Origin of the sequence: Serratia sp. 4542, assembly GCF_016805595.1 — a bacterium.
GTDB lineage: Bacteria > Pseudomonadota > Gammaproteobacteria > Enterobacterales > Enterobacteriaceae > Serratia > Serratia nevei.
Genome location: NZ_RXKV01000016.1, coordinates 126,550 through 142,245, shown reverse-complemented (window position 1 = coordinate 142,245; position 15,696 = coordinate 126,550). Strand labels below are relative to the sequence as shown.

Below are 15,696 nucleotides of genomic sequence, written 5' to 3'. Positions count from 1 at the left end.
ATTTAAATAAATTCATGCTTGCCAAATAAAACCCGGTTGATAGCGCTCTTGTTTTCACGTTTTTTTTACCTATAGTCTGAATGGACAACGCGGGAGCTCTTATTCCCGCCGCGTGGGAAATACCGTGATTATTTATTAACGTTAATCTTCGTGGATTATTGCGGGATCATTTTTCTCCGGCAATGCGTGGCGTCGATTAACTCTTTTATGTTTATCCTCTCGGAATAAAGGAATCAGTTATGCGCAAATTTAATAAACCGCTGTTGGCGCTGTTGATCGGCAGCACGCTGTGTTCCGCGGCGCAGGCCGCCGCACCGGGCAAACCGACCATCGCCTGGGGCAACACCAAGTTCGCTATCGTCGAAGTCGACCAGGCGGCCACCGCTTATAATAATCTGGTGAAGGTAAAAAATGCCGCCGACGTCTCGGTCTCTTGGAATTTATGGAATGGCGACACCGGCACGACGGCAAAAATTTTATTAAATGGCAAAGAGGCGTGGAGCGGCCCTTCAACCGGATCTTCCGGTACGGCGAATTTTAAAGTGAATAAAGGTGGCCGTTATCAAATGCAGGTGGCGTTGTGCAATGCTGACGGCTGCACCGCCAGCGACGCCACCGAAATTGTGGTGGCCGACACCGACGGCAGCCATTTGGCGCCGTTGAAAGAGCCGCTGCTGGAAAAGAACAAACCTTATAAACAAAACTCCGGCAAAGTCGTCGGTTCTTATTTCGTCGAGTGGGGCGTTTACGGGCGCAATTTCACCGTCGACAAGATCCCGGCGCAAAACCTGACCCACCTGCTGTACGGCTTTATCCCGATCTGCGGCGGCAACGGCATCAACGACAGCCTGAAAGAGATCGAAGGCAGTTTCCAGGCCTTGCAGCGCTCCTGTCAGGGCCGCGAGGACTTCAAAGTCTCGATCCACGATCCGTTTGCCGCGCTGCAAAAAGCGCAGAAGGGCGTCACCGCCTGGGATGACCCCTACAAGGGCAACTTCGGCCAGCTGATGGCGCTGAAGCAGGCGCGCCCTGACCTGAAAATCCTGCCGTCGATCGGCGGCTGGACGCTGTCTGACCCGTTCTTCTTCATGGGCGACAAGGTGAAGCGCGATCGCTTCGTCGGCTCGGTGAAAGAGTTCCTGCAGACCTGGAAGTTCTTCGACGGCGTGGATATCGACTGGGAGTTCCCGGGCGGCAAAGGCGCCAACCCGAACCTGGGCAGCCCGCAGGACGGGGAAACCTATGTGCTGTTGATGAAGGAGCTGCGGGCGATGCTGGATCAGCTGTCGGCGGAAACCGGCCGCAAGTATGAGCTGACCTCCGCCATCAGCGCCGGCAAGGACAAGATCGATAAGGTGGCTTATAACGTCGCGCAGAACTCGATGGATCACATCTTCCTGATGAGCTACGACTTCTACGGCGCCTTCGATCTGAAGAACCTGGGGCACCAGACCGCGCTGAATGCGCCGGCCTGGAAACCGGACACCGCCTACACCACGGTGAACGGCGTCAATGCGCTGCTGGCGCAGGGCGTCAAGCCGGGCAAGATCGTGGTCGGCACCGCCATGTATGGCCGCGGCTGGACCGGGGTGAACGGCTACCAGAACAATATTCCGTTTACCGGCACCGCCACCGGGCCGGTTAAAGGCACCTGGGAGAACGGCATCGTGGACTACCGCCAAATCGCCAGCCAGTTCATGAGCGGCGAGTGGCAGTACACCTACGACGCCACGGCGGAAGCGCCTTACGTGTTCAAGCCTTCCACCGGCGATCTGATCACCTTCGACGATGCCCGCTCGGTGCAGGCCAAAGGCAAGTATGTGCTGGATAAGCAGTTGGGCGGCCTGTTCTCCTGGGAGATCGATGCGGACAACGGCGATATTCTCAACAGCATGAACGCCAGCCTGGGCAACAGCGCCGGCGTTCAATAATCGGTTGCAGTGCGTTGCCGGGGGATATCCTTTCGCCCCCGGCTTTTTCACCGCCGAAAGTTTTTTTACGCCGCACAGATTGTGGCCCTCGCCGGCGCAAAGCGCTGCCATCGGACTCACCCTTTTGGGTAATCCTTCAGCATTTCCTCCTGTCTTTAACGGCGATCACAAAAATAACCGTTCAGATATTCATCATTCAGCAACAAAGTTTTGGGGTTTTTTAACGGAGTTAAAAACCAGTAAGTTTGTGAGGGTCAGACCAATGCGCTAAAAATGACCGCTTAGCATAAATTTTCATGCTGGAACTGTTAACAAAAGGTTTTTTTTATGTTTGTTTGCTGTTTCTCACAGTCTGCGTAAATCCCCACTGGTTATATTGACGACACCCCAAACAGTTGGCAACTTGATAGCCTCAGGGGTAAGAGCGAGAGTTGTTTGAGTGAATTCCACGCGCTCAGACGTCCCCGCCGCGATGCGTTCCATCCGGCATTCTCTCCTCGTACGCCTTCTGCCTTCGGGCGCCGATCGCACAGGCCACGCAATAAAAAATACAGGTCTGGCGGCAATTACACACATCACATCACACAATGGAGCACTAACGATGACACGTTCCTTGGGTAAATCGGGGGTTCTGAAATTCGGCATTGGGCTGATCGCGCTGACCGTGGCGGCCAGCGTTCAGGCCAAGACGTTGGTTTACTGTTCTGAAGGTTCCCCGGAAGGGTTCAACCCGCAGCTGTTTACCTCCGGCACCACCTACGACGCCAGCTCGGTACCGATCTACAACCGCCTGGTCGAATTCAAAATCGGCACCACCGAACTGCAGCCGGGCCTGGCTGAGAAGTGGGACGTCAGCGAAGACGGCAAAACCTACACCTTCCACCTGCGCAAAGGCGTGAAGTGGCAGAGCAGCAAAGACTTCAAGCCGACGCGCGACTTCAACGCCGACGACGTGGTGTTCTCCTTTGAGCGCCAGTTGGATGCGAACAACGCCTACCACAAAGTGTCCGGCGGCAGTTACGAATACTTTGAAGGCATGGACATGCCTAAGCTGATCGCCAAGATTGAAAAAGTGGACGACAACACCGTGCGCTTCGTGCTGAACCGCCCGGAGGCGCCGTTCCTGGCTGACCTGGGCATGGACTTCGCGTCCATCCTGTCCGCCGAATATGCCGACGTGATGATGAAAGCCGGCACGCCGGAGAAAGTCGACCTGAATCCGATCGGCACCGGTCCGTTCCAGCTGCTGCAATACCAGAAAGACTCCAAGATCCTGTACAAGGCATTCGACGGTTTCTGGGGCACCAAGCCGAAGATCGATCGCCTGGTGTTCTCCATCACGCCTGACGCCTCCGTGCGCTACGCCAAACTGCAGAAAAACGAATGTCAGGTGATGCCGTACCCGAATCCGGCCGATATCGCCCGCATGAAGCAAGACAAGTCCATCAACCTGATGGAACAGCCGGGCCTGAACGTGGGTTACCTGTCGTTCAACGTCGAGAAAAAGCCGCTGGATAACCTGAAGGTGCGCCAGGCGTTGACCATGGCGGTCAACAAGCAGGCGATCATCGACGCGGTTTATCAGGGCGCGGGTCAGGCGGCCAAGAACCTGATCCCGCCGACCATGTGGGGCTATAACGACGCGGTGCAGGATTACGCTTACGATCCGGCCAAGGCGAAAGCACTGCTGAAAGAAGCGGGCATGGCCGACGGCTTCAGCATCGACCTGTGGGCGATGCCGGTACAGCGTCCTTACAACCCGAACGCGCGCCGCATGGCGGAAATGATCCAGGCCGACTGGGCCAAGATCGGCGTGAAAGCCAAAATCGTGACCTATGAGTGGGGTGAATACCTCAAGCGCGCCAAAGCGGGCGAGCACCAGACGGTGATGATGGGCTGGACCGGCGACAACGGGGATCCGGACAACTTCTTCGCCACGCTGTTCAGCTGCGCGGCGGCGAAAGACGGCTCCAACTACTCCCGCTGGTGCTACAAGCCGTTTGAAGATCTGATTCAACCGGCGCGCGCCGAATCCAACCACGACAAGCGCATCGAACTGTACAAGCAGGCGCAGGTGGTGATGCACGATCAGGCTCCGGCGCTGATTGTCGCACACTCCACCGTGTACGAGCCTGTGCGTAAGGAAGTGAAAGGCTACGTCGTGGATCCACTCGGTAAGCATCACTTCGAGAATGTCTCTGTAGACTGATTTCGACCGCTTTACCGGAGACGCACGAATGGACTTGCAGGGGCGCAACAGGTTTGCGCCCCTGCTGACCAGTCTCCGGCGTATGGCCGTCGAATCGTTCAAAGGCATGTGAGCGTTAATAAGCCTGGCGGACGATGAGCTGCCGGGCATTGATACAGAGAGTTCGGGATATGTTGCAGTTCATACTCCGACGTTTGGGGTTAGTTATCCCAACGTTTATCGGCATTACGTTGCTGACTTTTGCATTCGTCCATATGATCCCCGGCGACCCGGTGACCATCATGGCCGGGGAACGCGGTATCTCCGCCGAGCGCCACGCGCAGCTGATGGCGGAAATGGGGCTGGACAAGCCGCTCTATCAACAATATTTCTCCTACGTGTCCAACGTGCTGCACGGCGATCTGGGCACCTCACTCAAAAGCCGCATCTCCGTCTGGAGCGAGTTCGTTCCGCGCTTTCAGGCCACGCTGGAGCTGGGCTTCTGCGCGATGCTGTTTGCGGTGCTGGTAGGCATCCCGGTCGGGGTGCTGGCGGCAGTCAAGCGCGGCTCGGTCTTCGATCACACCGCGGTGGGCATCTCGCTGACCGGCTATTCGATGCCGATTTTCTGGTGGGGCATGATGCTGATCATGCTGGTGTCGGTGCAGCTTAACCTGACGCCGGTGTCGGGCCGCATCAGCGACACGGTCTTCCTCGACGACAGCCATCCGCTGACCGGCTTCATGCTGATAGACACTCTGATCTGGGGCGAGCCGGGCGACTTTATCGACGCAGTGATGCACATGATCCTGCCGGCCATCGTGCTGGGCACCATCCCGCTGGCGGTGATCGTGCGCATGACCCGCTCCTCGATGCTGGAAGTGTTGGGTGAAGACTACATCCGCACCGCGCGCGCCAAGGGCGTGAGCCGCATGCGGGTGATCGTCGTCCACGCGCTGCGCAACGCGCTGCTGCCGGTGGTGACGGTGATCGGGCTGCAGGTCGGCACCATGCTGGCCGGCGCCATCCTGACGGAAACCATCTTCTCCTGGCCGGGACTGGGCCGCTGGCTGATCGACGCGCTGCAGCGCCGCGATTACCCGGTGGTGCAGGGCGGGGTGTTGCTGGTCGCCTGTATGATCATTCTGGTTAACCTGCTGGTAGACGTGCTCTACGGCGTGGTCAACCCGCGTATTCGCCACAAGAAATAAGGGGCGCTCTCATGTCTCAAATCACTGAGTCTGTAGTTAAAGGTGCGCCGAAGCCGATGACCCCGTTTCAGGAGTTCTGGCACTATTTCAAGCGCAATAAAGGGGCCGTGGTCGGCCTGGTGTATATCGTTCTGATGCTGGTGATCGCGCTCGGCGCCGGGGTGCTGGCGCCGCATGCGCCGGCGGATCAGTTCCGCGACGCGCTGCTCAAGCCGCCGGTGTGGCAAGAGGGCGGCAGCTGGCAATACCTTCTCGGCACCGACGACGTGGGCCGCGACGTGCTGTCGCGCCTGATGTACGGTGCGCGCCTGTCGCTGCTGGTCGGCTGCCTGGTGGTGGTGCTGTCGCTGATCATGGGCGTGGTGCTCGGCCTGCTGGCCGGCTACTTCGGTGGCGCGGTGGATGCGGTGATCATGCGCGTCGTCGACATCATGCTGGCCCTGCCGAGCCTGCTGCTGGCGCTGGTGCTGGTGGCGGTGTTCGGGCCGTCGATCGTCAACGCTTCGCTGGCGCTCACCTTCGTCGCGCTGCCGCACTATGTACGTCTGACGCGTGCGGCGGTGCTGGCGGAAGTGAACCGCGATTACGTCACCGCTTCGCGGGTGGCGGGCGCCGGCGCGCTGCGCCAGATGTTCGTCAACATTCTGCCTAACTGCCTGGCGCCTTTGATCGTGCAGGCTTCTCTCGGTTTCTCGAACGCCATTCTGGACATGGCCGCTCTCGGCTTTCTGGGCATGGGCGCGCAACCGCCGACGCCGGAGTGGGGCACCATGCTCTCCGACGTGCTGCAGTTCGCGCAAAGCGCCTGGTGGGTAGTGACCTTCCCCGGCCTGGCGATCCTGCTGACGGTGCTGGCATTTAACCTGATGGGGGACGGTTTGCGTGACGCTCTCGACCCCAAACTCAAGCAGTAACAGAGGACGAGAGAGATGGCGTTATTGAATGTAGACAAGCTTTCGGTGCACTTCGGTGACGAAGGCACCCCGTTCCGCGCGGTAGACCGCATCAGTTACAGCGTGGAGCAAGGCCAGGTGGTCGGCATCGTCGGTGAATCCGGCTCCGGCAAATCCGTCAGCTCGCTGGCGATCATGGGCCTGATCGATTTCCCCGGCAAGGTAATGGCCGACAAGCTGGAGTTCAACGGCCAGGATCTGCGCAAGATCTCCGAAAAAGAGCGCCGCCAGCTGGTGGGTTCTGAAGTGGCGATGATCTTCCAGGATCCGATGACCAGCCTGAACCCGTGCTATACCGTCGGTTACCAGATCATGGAGGCGCTGAAGGTGCATCAGGGCGGCAACCGCCGCACTCGCCGCCAGCGCGCTATCGACCTGCTGACCCAGGTGGGCATTCCCGATCCGGCCTCGCGGCTGGACGTGTACCCGCACCAGCTTTCCGGCGGCATGAGCCAGCGCGTGATGATCGCCATGGCCATCGCCTGTCGGCCGAAGCTGCTGATCGCCGATGAGCCGACGACCGCGCTCGACGTGACCATCCAGGCGCAGATCATCGAACTGCTGCTGGACCTGCAGCAGCGCGAAAACATGGCGCTGGTGCTGATCACCCACGATCTGGCGCTGGTGGCCGAAGCCGCGCACCACATCATCGTGATGTATGCCGGCCAGGTGGTGGAATCCGGCAAGGCGGCGGAGATTTTCCGCGCGCCGCGCCATCCTTATACCCAGGCGCTGCTGCGCGCGCTGCCGGAGTTCGCCGCCGACAAGGCGCGCCTGGCTTCGCTGCCGGGCGTGGTGCCGGGCAAATACGATCGCCCGACCGGTTGCCTGCTCAACCCGCGTTGTCCCTACGCCAACGAGCGCTGCCGTAACGAGGAGCCGGAACTGCGCAGCATTCCCGGCCGTCAGGTTAAATGTCACACACCGCTGGATGATGCGGGGAGGCCGACCGTATGAGCCAGAATCAACCTTTACTGCAGGCGATCGACCTGAAGAAGCATTACCCGGTGAAAAAGGGCCTGTTCGCGCCGGAGCGGCTGGTCAAGGCGCTGGACGGCGTCTCCTTCACCCTGGAGCGCGGCAAAACGCTGGCGGTGGTCGGCGAGTCGGGCTGCGGCAAATCGACGCTCGGCCGCCTGCTGACGATGATCGAAGTGCCGACCGGCGGCGAGCTGTACTATCAGGGGCAGGATTTGCTGAAGCCGGACGTCTCGGCCGAGAAACTGCGCCGCCAGAAGATCCAAATCGTGTTCCAGAATCCTTACGGATCGCTCAACCCGCGCAAGAAGGTCGGGCAGATCCTCGAGGAACCGCTGTTGATCAATACCCCGCTCAGCGCCGCCGAACGGCGGGAAAAAGCGCTGGAGATGATGGCGAAGGTCGGCCTGAAGACCGAGCATTACGACCGCTACCCGCACATGTTTTCCGGCGGCCAGCGCCAGCGTATCGCCATCGCCCGCGGGCTGATGCTGAACCCGGACGTGGTGATCGCCGATGAACCGGTGTCGGCGCTGGACGTGTCGGTGCGCGCTCAGGTGCTGAACCTGATGATGGATCTGCAGCAGGAGCTGGGGCTGTCCTATGTGTTCATCTCGCACGATCTGTCGGTGGTGGAACACATCGCCGACGAGGTGATGGTGATGTACCTCGGCCGCTGCGTGGAAAAGGGCAGCAAAGAGGCGATCTTCAACAATCCGCGCCATCCTTATACCCAGGCGCTGCTGTCGGCGACGCCGCGGTTGAACCCGGATATGCGCCGCGAGCGCATCAAGCTGACCGGCGAACTGCCCAGCCCGATGAACCCGCCGCCGGGCTGCGCGTTCAACGCCCGCTGCCGCCGCGCCTTCGGCACCTGCGTGCAGCTGCAGCCGCAGCTGAAACAGTACGGTGAGCAGATGGTGGCCTGCTTTGCGGTCGATCAGGACGAGCATCCGGGGGCGTAAGGCGTCGGATTTTCCTGCTTAAACCAAACGCCGGCATAGCGCCGGCGTTTTTTATTATTCAATCAAAGGGTTAATAAATCGGGGGCACCCTAGTCCGTTGTTTTAATTAATTTCCTAATTAAATCCTTATGGAGGTTATTTTTTTAAGAATCTTCGTATGGAAATAATAATCAAATAATAGAATTCAACGGTTTGTTGTTAATAACATTCTGTCGGTCGAGCGGTTTCACTTTTTTTATTATAAAAACCCAATAAAAAAGCACGCCGGCGGCGTGCTTTGGGGGGATGAGGCCGCGCTTATTGCGGGTAAGGCACCCAGTCACCGCCGTTCAGGCGAATGTAGGGCTTGCCCTGATACTGCATCACAATGGCGTTGTCGTTTTCGGAGATGACCGGGGTCTGCGGCAGCCCCTGGGTCAATGCCTGCCAATCGACGCTGGACTCGCTGAAGACCTTGCCATCCACCAGGCGCGACACCAGTTCAGACAGCGCCAGATAGCTGCTCGGCGTTTTGATCTGCAGCGGGCTGCCCTGATGCGGCGCCTTCATCCCAATCAGTTTGATGCCGACCGGCGTATGGGTGATGTTTGGGCTGGGAATATCGCGCAGGCCGGACATCTGCATCTTGTCGCCCACCAACGCCGCGCCGTGCTCCGGCACGATCACCACCACCACTTTGCGGCCGGATTTCTCCAGCTGGTCAAGGAAGGTGTTCAGCTGATCGAACAGTTTCTGCGCGCGCGGTTGATAGTCGGCGCTCTTGCTGGAGCCGACGAAGCGGTTGCCGTCGTGCAGCGGAATGATGTTGAAGAAGGTGGCGGTGCGGCCGTCACCGCCTTTTTGCTGTTGATCCAGCCAGCGGGTCAGCAATTCGAGATCGTTATAAATCGGCTCGCCGTCGAACGAGGTCAGCTCGTTGCCGATGCCGGCCTGTGACATCAGCGGTGCCTGCATGTCGCCCTGTTCACGCAGTTCTTTCAGGAAGTTGCCGAATACCCCGGAGTGATCGAGCATCAGCTGTTCCTTGAAGCCGAGCTTTGCCAGGTTATCGAACAGGTAACACTGCTGGTTCACCGGTTGATACAGGTCGTGATGCGAAAGCTGGCCGCAGCTGGCGCGCAGCAGGCGGATGGCCGCCGGGCCGCTGTAGGCGGTGGCCGAGTTGAAGCTGTCGAACATGATGTCCATCTTCGACCACAGCGGGTGATTCTGCAGGTTGACCGCCTCCATATCGGCCCAGGCCAGCGAACAGATGTTGATCACCAGCAGATCGAACGGCTGGGCGTCGGCGGGCAAGGTGGCCGGGAACGCGGTGACGCGGCCTTTTTCCCGCTCGTAGAACTGATTCAGGTAGGCCGTCAGATTGGCGCTGGTCGGCGGCAGGCTGTCTGCCGGGGCAGCATCCCCCGCCGCTGGCACCGACGTGGCCGGCGTATTGGCGCCCCCGGCCGAGGCCGTGGAGGTGGCGGGCAGCAGTGAGACCGCCGGCCCGGCGATGTTGACGATATTGAGCCACACCAGCGCCGCCACGGTGAACACCGTGACGCGCACCCACTGCGCGACGAACAGGTAGGCAATAAGCAGCACGAAGGCCGCGCCGACCATCTGCCAGTTGATAAAGCGGTTGATCAGCTCCAGCAGATACTGGGCGCTGAAGCCGGCCAGCTGCGAGCCCTGGCTGAGAATGCTGTTGATGCCCGGCAGCCAGGTGTCGTGGTAGAACAGCGCGATGCCAATCGGGATAGCGAGGTAATGGCGCCAGCGGTGCAGACGCTGTGAGGGGATCGGCATCAGCAGAAATGCCATGAACACCAGGTTCGGCAGCGCGTGGAAATTCAGGTAGCCGAACCACAGCAGGGCGAATTTGGCCAGAAAGTAGAGGTTCCAGCCGCCCAGCCCGCGCCAGTAGCGCCACAGAGCGTTATCGGATTGCGTCTTCGAGTTTGGATTCATGGCTGCTTCTTACGTTTAATCTGAGATGAGGAGCCTGTGCGCACCCACAAACCGGCGGATTTCAAATAGCGCGGCGATAACAACAGGTTTTGCCAGTATTGACGCAAATGCGGAAAACGCCGGTGAAAGGCGTAGCCCAGCGGAATGAAGATCAGCGCGCACAGCAGGATCAGTTGCACGATGTCGTTAAGGTTCAGCATGCGGTTCCTCCTGCGGGCCGAGCGGCAGCGTGAAGGCGACCGGCTGGCGCCGTTCTGCGGGCACCTCGGCCGCTTTCACGCTGGGGCGCGGCGCGGTGCCGGCGGTGCCGGTGGCCGAAATCTGCCAGCGCCCCTGGGCCATGCGTTTGATTTCCGAAATGATATCGACGTCCTGGTGCCACACCACCCGGTTACTGAAGGCTTCATCCACCGGCAGGCGGAAGATGAACTTCAGCGCGGTATCCAAATCGTTGATGCGGCAGGTGGAGAGGAACAGCACCAGCCGCCCCTGCACGACGGTCATCACGTCGCCGAAGCGCCGCAGGTGGCACAGGGTCATCGCTTGTTCGGCGCGCAGGCCGGTGGCCGGTCGCAATGCCACCATCACCCCTTTGCCGTCCTCGGGCAGCAGCGTGTTGCCCATCAGCGACAGCACCGCCTGGCTGAACGGTTCCGGCCGCATATAGCCTTTGAGCTGCAGCGGGCGCAAGCCGGCCAGCAGCGCATCGATGTCGGCGGGGACATGGCGCGAGAAGCGCTGCCCCTGAATGCCTTCGAGCATGGTCAGAAAACGCGACAGCGGCGCGACGTGCGGTACGATCAGGTTGGCGCCGCAGGCCAGCAGCAGCCGCTCGTCGCTGTAGCGCAGGCTGGCGCTCATCTCGCGCACCGCGATTTTCAAGCCGTTGCCGCGGCTGCGGCGCAGGGTGTGGATTTGGTGCGCCAGGTGATCGATTTGGTCGCTTTGGTACAGCGCGAAAATCAACGTCGCCGAGAGTCTCAGCATGCCGTGCTGCGCCAGTTCGTCGTTGCTCTCCAGCAGCTGCCAGTTGGCGGACAGCGGCGGCGCGCCTTCCAGGATGCTGCGCTCGGCCAGATACAGGCCTTCGTCGCTGCGCAAGGCGGTGGGGGAGGGTTGGCTATTTTCATCCTCACCCTGCCAGCCGCCTTCCGCGGCGTACAGCGTCAGCAGCTGATTGGCATTGATGCCGTTTTCGGTGCTCCACCAGTTAACCAGATACTGCGCGCTGTCCTGCTGCCATTGCAGGCTGGACAGGCCGTTCAGGATGCGATGCTGGGCGCTGAGCTGTCCCTTGAGCTTATTGATGCCGCCGCCGTGGCTGAGGATCAACAGCGTACACCCCTGCCGCCGCAGCCAGGCGGCGAGGGTACGGGTCCACTCGCGCAGCTCTTCGGTGGTGAAGGTTTGCCACAGGCTGGCGTGGGCCAGCAGGATAAGTAAGCGATTTTGCGGCCGCAGGGCGCGCATCAGATCGTCGCTCAACTGCGTCAGCGCGGCTTTTTTCTCCGGTAATTGATACAGCGGCAGCTTCTGCAAAGCAGGCGAAGCCAGCTCGGCCAGCAGGCGATCGGGTTTATCGCCGCTGCAGATCAGGGCGACTTTGTGGGTGGCCGGCTGGGCGGCGATGACCTGGCGACACAGCAGCGCGGCGTCGCTTTGTCTGTCGATATTGATCCAATAAAGCCCGGGGGCCTGCATCACCGACAGCTCTTCCCAAATCTGCCGAATGCCTAGAGAAAAAGAGTGCGCCATAGGATGTGTTCTACTTTCGTTGAAAGCCGACTAAAGGCGTTTATATTTAAAGATAGCCATTTTTACTCTGGCAATAACAAATCTCCGACGCTCTGCAACAATATTTGTTGAGAATCATCTTATTGCCTCTCTCTTTTTGTATCGTTGCTATAGTTAATTAACATAGCCTATTTTCGCCAAGGCGGAAGAATGAATAACGCACCCACCCATTTTCGTGCAGCGGCACCTGGGGAGAGCCAGGATGACCTGCAGGCGCTCAGCCAGGCTTTTTCATTGCCGAAATTAAGCTATGTCGATATTTCGCGGCAGGAGCGGTTAACGCAAATGATGACGCGCTGGCCGTTGTTGGCCGAATTGGCGCAGACCACGGGGAGCCACTGATCTATGCCGGTGATCGCGCTGCAAGGGTTGCGGGGTGGAATGGGGACGACGTCGGTCACGGCGGCGCTCGCCTGGGCGTTGCAGCAGCTGGGTGAGTCGGTGTTGGCGATCGATTTCACGCCGGACAATCTGCTGCGCCTGCATTTCAACACGCCGTTCGAGCTGGCGCGTGGCTGGGCCCGCGCGGAGCGGGACGGCGGGCGCTGGCAGGAAGGGGCGCTGCGTTACTGTGAAAACCTCGACTTTCTGCCCTTTGGCCGCCTGAATGCAGCGGAACGGCTGGAAGTGCAGCGCCAGTGTCAGCAACAGCCGGAACGCTGGCGCGACAATGTGCGCCAGCTGATCGCCGGCGATCCGCTGCGCTGGATCCTGCTGGATGTTCCGGTCGGGGACGGCGTGCTGGCGCAGCAGGCGCTGCAGCTTGCCGACAGCGTGTTCGTGCTGTTGAACCCCGACGCCAACTGCCAGGTACGGCTCCATCAGCAGACGCTGCCGAACGACTGCCGTTTCTTGGTCAATCACTACTCCTCCGCCAGCCAGCTGCAGCAGGATCTGCATCAGCTGTGGCTGCAAACGCTGAGCGGCCTGTTGCCGGTGGTGATCCATCGCGACGAAGCGTTGGCGGAAGCGCTGGCGGTCAAGCAGCCGTTGGGCGAGTACCGCCCCGAGAGTCTGGCGGCGGATGAAGTGCTGACGCTGGCCAACTGGTGCCTGATCAACCTCAAGCGGGGCGTTGCGCCATGAGCCGGGTGCTGAGCCTGCTGCTGGTGCCGCCGGTGCGTCAGGCGGTGCAGACGCGCTACCGCGGCTATCGGCGCAACGGCGCGTCGGCGCTAACCGCCTTTTTCGCCACGCTGCTGGTGGCGTTGGGCTGGCTGCTGCTGCGCTTCGAATCGCCGGCCTGGCAGCGCGTGCGCGCCGGCCGCGCTTATTGGTTCCCGCATCTCTCCGCCGACCGCCCGCGCCCGGCGGATGCGCTGCGTTATCTGCTGCAGGGGCTGTGGCTGCTGCTGTTTCGCAGCGGCCGCGCGCCGGTGCAGCGCGACTATTTCGCCGGTTGGCGCCGCCTGCAGCAGCGCTATGCCGACTGGCTGCAGGGCCTGCCGCAACGGCTGAAGAACGCCGGCGTGGAGCAGCGTTCGGTGGAGCGCCTAGGCCGCATGAGCCGCGGCATGCGGCGCGCGCTGTTTATTCTGGTCAGCGTGCTGGCGGCGATCCTCGCCATGCTGTGCATCTCGCAACCGTTCGATCTGCCGGCGCAGTTCGTGTTCGTCCTGCTGCTGTGGGGGATCGCGATGGTGGTGCGCCGGGTGCCGGGGCGCCTGCCGGGGTTGATGCTGATCGTGCTGTCGCTGACCGTATCCTGTCGCTACCTGTGGTGGCGCTATACCGCCACGCTGAACTGGGACGATCCGCTCAGCCTGGTGTGCGGCCTGTTGCTGCTGGTGGCGGAAACCTACGCCTGGGTGGTGCTGGTGCTGGGCTATTTCCAAACCGTCTGGCCGCTTAACCGGCAGCCGGTACCGTTGCCCGCCGATAGCGCCACCTGGCCGACCATCGACCTGATGGTGCCGACTTACAACGAAGATCTCGGGGTGGTGAAGCCCACCATCTATGCGGCGCTGGGCATCGACTGGCCGAAAGAGAAGGTGAACATCTATATCCTCGATGACGGCAACCGTCCAGAATTCCGGGCGTTCGCTGACGAAGTGGGGGTGAAATACATCGCCAGGCCGACCCACGAACACGCCAAGGCCGGCAACATCAACAATGCGCTGAAGCAGGCCACCGGCGAGTTCGTGGCGATTTTCGACTGCGACCACGTGCCGACGCGCTCCTTCCTGCAGCTGACCATGGGCTGGTTCTTCAAAGACAAAAAGCTGGCGATGCTGCAAACCCCGCACCACTTCTTCTCGCCGGATCCGTTCGAGCGCAACCTCGGCCGCTTCCGCCAGACGCCCAACGAGGGCACCTTGTTCTACGGGCTGGTGCAGGACGGCAACGACATGTGGGACGCCACCTTCTTCTGCGGCTCTTGCGCCATCCTGCGCCGCAGCGCGCTGGACGAGATCGGCGGCATTGCGGTGGAAACCGTCACCGAAGACGCCCACACCTCGCTGCGCTTGCACCGGCGCGGGCACACCTCGGCCTACATCCGCATTCCGCAGGCCGCCGGGCTGGCGACCGAGAGCCTGTCGGCGCACATCGGCCAGCGCATTCGCTGGGCGCGCGGCATGGTGCAGATCTTCCGGCTGGACAACCCGCTGTTGGGCAAGGGGCTGAAACTGGCGCAGCGCCTGTGCTACGCCAACGCCATGCTGCACTTCCTGTCGGGCATTCCGCGGCTGATCTTCCTCACCGCGCCGCTGGCGTTTTTGCTGCTGCATGCCTACATCATCTTCGCACCGGCGCTGGCGATCGCGCTTTATGTGCTGCCGCACATGATCCACGCCAGCCTGACCAACTCACGTATCCAGGGGAAATACCGCCATTCGTTCTGGAGCGAAATCTATGAAACCGTGCTGGCCTGGTATATCGCGCGGCCGACGACGGTGGCGCTGTTCAATCCGCACAAGGGCAAATTCAACGTCACCGCCAAGGGCGGGCTGGTGGAGGAGGAGCACGTCGACTGGGTGATCACCCGGCCTTACATGTTCCTGGTGATCCTGAACCTGGCCGGGCTGGCGTTCGGCGTCTGGCGGTTGGCCTATGGCCCGACGGACGAGGTGATGACGGTGATCATCAGCCTGGTATGGGTGCTGTACAACATGACGATTCTCGGCGGCGCGGTGGCGGTGGCGGTGGAGGCCAAGCAGGTGCGTCAGGCGCACCGCGTGGAAATCGCCATGCCGGCGGCGATCGCGCGTGCCGACGGCCATCTGTATCCCTGCACGCTGCGCGATTACTCCGACGGCGGCGTGGGCATCGAGATGCGGGTGGAAAACGCGTTGAAAGACGGCGACAAAGCCTCGCTGCTGCTCAAGCGCGGCCAGCAGGAGTACAGCTTCCCCTGCGTGGTGACGCGCGCCTTCGGCAACAAGGTGGGGGTGCGCCTGGTCGACCTCTCCACCCGTGAACACATCGATTTCATTCAGTGCACCTTCGCCCGCGCCGATACCTGGGCGCTGTGGCAGGACGGGTTCCCTGAAGACCGGCCGATCGAAAGCCTGCGCGACGTGCTGGCGCTGGGCTTTCGGGGGTATGTGCGCATGGCGGACTACGCGCCGCCGCTGGTGCGCGGTCTGCTGGTCGGGGTCACTTCGCTGACCGCCTGGGTAGTGTCGTTTATTCCGCGCGGCGTCGGCAGGGATCCGACCTTGGGTCAACAAGAAACAGTGGGTTAGCTGCGAGTTCAACCGCCCGCTCACTCGCCCGGTGAAC

The 15,696-nt window shown here is 60.9% G+C and carries 12 protein-coding genes; 9 read left to right on the top strand and 3 right to left on the bottom strand.

Annotated features, from left to right (window positions below):
* Nucleotides 1-239 precede the first annotated feature (239 nt).
* The 6 genes from EKL15_RS21990 to dppF all read left to right on the top strand — a co-directional run bounded on the left by EKL15_RS21990 (nucleotide 240) and on the right by dppF (nucleotide 8,226).
* Nucleotides 240-1,931 carry a glycosyl hydrolase family 18 protein gene (locus tag EKL15_RS21990; RefSeq protein WP_049198206.1) on the top strand — a complete coding sequence of 564 codons (1,692 nt, stop codon included), beginning with the start codon at nucleotides 240-242 and terminating at the stop codon, nucleotides 1,929-1,931.
* Nucleotides 1,932-2,532: 601 nt separating this feature from the next.
* Nucleotides 2,533-4,140, top strand: a complete 1,608-nt coding sequence (dppA, locus tag EKL15_RS21985) for a dipeptide ABC transporter periplasmic-binding protein DppA (RefSeq protein ID WP_047729481.1) — start codon at nucleotides 2,533-2,535, stop codon at nucleotides 4,138-4,140.
* A gap of 170 nt (nucleotides 4,141-4,310) precedes the next feature.
* Nucleotides 4,311-5,330 (top strand): dipeptide ABC transporter permease DppB, encoded by a 1,020-nt coding sequence (gene dppB, locus EKL15_RS21980; protein ID WP_043129106.1) that lies wholly within the window; start codon nucleotides 4,311-4,313, stop codon nucleotides 5,328-5,330.
* Between the two features lie 11 nt (nucleotides 5,331-5,341).
* Nucleotides 5,342-6,244: a dipeptide ABC transporter permease DppC gene (dppC, locus tag EKL15_RS21975; protein WP_100396590.1), complete on the top strand. Its 903-nt coding sequence runs from the start codon at nucleotides 5,342-5,344 to the stop codon at nucleotides 6,242-6,244.
* Nucleotides 6,245-6,259: 15 nt separating this feature from the next.
* Nucleotides 6,260-7,240 carry a dipeptide ABC transporter ATP-binding protein gene (gene dppD / locus EKL15_RS21970; protein ID WP_038874024.1) on the top strand — a complete coding sequence of 327 codons (981 nt, stop codon included), beginning with the start codon at nucleotides 6,260-6,262 and terminating at the stop codon, nucleotides 7,238-7,240.
* Nucleotides 7,237-8,226: a dipeptide ABC transporter ATP-binding subunit DppF gene (gene dppF, locus EKL15_RS21965; RefSeq protein WP_047729477.1), complete on the top strand. Its 990-nt coding sequence runs from the start codon at nucleotides 7,237-7,239 to the stop codon at nucleotides 8,224-8,226. Before dppD ends, dppF begins: the two co-directional genes overlap by 4 nt.
* A gap of 297 nt (nucleotides 8,227-8,523) precedes the next feature.
* Here dppF and bcsG read toward each other — a convergent pair whose 3' ends face one another.
* Genes bcsG through bcsE form a run of 3 tightly spaced genes read right to left on the bottom strand, consistent with a single transcriptional unit; the run spans nucleotide 8,524 to nucleotide 11,934 of the window.
* Nucleotides 8,524-10,179 (bottom strand): cellulose biosynthesis protein BcsG, encoded by a 1,656-nt coding sequence (gene bcsG / locus EKL15_RS21960; RefSeq protein WP_087762634.1) that lies wholly within the window; start codon nucleotides 10,177-10,179, stop codon nucleotides 8,524-8,526.
* A complete protein-coding gene (bcsF, locus tag EKL15_RS21955) occupies nucleotides 10,176-10,379 on the bottom strand; it encodes a cellulose biosynthesis protein BcsF (RefSeq protein WP_004934139.1) in 204 nt (67 codons plus the stop codon). The genes bcsG and bcsF overlap by 4 nt, the downstream gene beginning before the upstream one ends.
* On the bottom strand, nucleotides 10,366-11,934 hold the full coding sequence (gene bcsE / locus EKL15_RS21950) for a cellulose biosynthesis protein BcsE (RefSeq protein ID WP_100396589.1): 1,569 nt from the start codon (nucleotides 11,932-11,934) through the stop codon (nucleotides 10,366-10,368). Before bcsE ends, bcsF begins: the two co-directional genes overlap by 14 nt.
* 189 nt (nucleotides 11,935-12,123) lie before the next feature.
* Between bcsE and bcsR the strand changes: the two genes are divergently transcribed.
* From bcsR to bcsA, 3 genes are read left to right on the top strand one after another with little or no spacing between them, the layout of a single operon-like run.
* Nucleotides 12,124-12,315, top strand: coding sequence for a cellulose biosynthesis protein BcsR (bcsR, locus tag EKL15_RS21945; RefSeq protein ID WP_033649881.1), 192 nt, complete (start codon nucleotides 12,124-12,126; stop codon nucleotides 12,313-12,315).
* A 3-nt stretch (nucleotides 12,316-12,318) separates the two neighbouring features.
* Entirely contained in the window at nucleotides 12,319-13,059 is a 741-nt protein-coding gene (bcsQ, locus tag EKL15_RS21940; RefSeq protein WP_087762632.1) for a cellulose biosynthesis protein BcsQ, read from the top strand.
* The gene (gene bcsA / locus EKL15_RS21935) at nucleotides 13,056-15,659 is read left to right on the top strand and encodes a UDP-forming cellulose synthase catalytic subunit (RefSeq protein ID WP_060424243.1); all 2,604 of its coding nucleotides are present in this window, start codon (nucleotides 13,056-13,058) and stop codon (nucleotides 15,657-15,659) included. The genes bcsQ and bcsA overlap by 4 nt, the downstream gene beginning before the upstream one ends.
* Nucleotides 15,660-15,696: the final 37 nt, after the last annotated feature.

What these genes read in the sequence shown, in the direction of transcription:
- EKL15_RS21990 (WP_049198206.1), top strand. Translation starts at nt 240, where the DNA reads ATGCGCAAATTTAATAAACCGCTGTTGGCGCTGTTGATCGGCAGCACG.
- dppA (WP_047729481.1), top strand. Translation starts at nt 2,533, where the DNA reads ATGACACGTTCCTTGGGTAAATCGGGGGTTCTGAAATTCGGCATTGGG.
- dppB (WP_043129106.1), top strand. Translation starts at nt 4,311, where the DNA reads ATGTTGCAGTTCATACTCCGACGTTTGGGGTTAGTTATCCCAACGTTT.
- dppC (WP_100396590.1), top strand. Translation starts at nt 5,342, where the DNA reads ATGTCTCAAATCACTGAGTCTGTAGTTAAAGGTGCGCCGAAGCCGATG.
- dppD (WP_038874024.1), top strand. Translation starts at nt 6,260, where the DNA reads ATGGCGTTATTGAATGTAGACAAGCTTTCGGTGCACTTCGGTGACGAA.
- dppF (WP_047729477.1), top strand. Translation starts at nt 7,237, where the DNA reads ATGAGCCAGAATCAACCTTTACTGCAGGCGATCGACCTGAAGAAGCAT.
- bcsG (WP_087762634.1), bottom strand. Translation starts at nt 10,179, where the DNA reads ATGAATCCAAACTCGAAGACGCAATCCGATAACGCTCTGTGGCGCTAC.
- bcsF (WP_004934139.1), bottom strand. Translation starts at nt 10,379, where the DNA reads ATGCTGAACCTTAACGACATCGTGCAACTGATCCTGCTGTGCGCGCTG.
- bcsE (WP_100396589.1), bottom strand. Translation starts at nt 11,934, where the DNA reads ATGGCGCACTCTTTTTCTCTAGGCATTCGGCAGATTTGGGAAGAGCTG.
- bcsR (WP_033649881.1), top strand. Translation starts at nt 12,124, where the DNA reads ATGAATAACGCACCCACCCATTTTCGTGCAGCGGCACCTGGGGAGAGC.
- bcsQ (WP_087762632.1), top strand. Translation starts at nt 12,319, where the DNA reads ATGCCGGTGATCGCGCTGCAAGGGTTGCGGGGTGGAATGGGGACGACG.
- bcsA (WP_060424243.1), top strand. Translation starts at nt 13,056, where the DNA reads ATGAGCCGGGTGCTGAGCCTGCTGCTGGTGCCGCCGGTGCGTCAGGCG.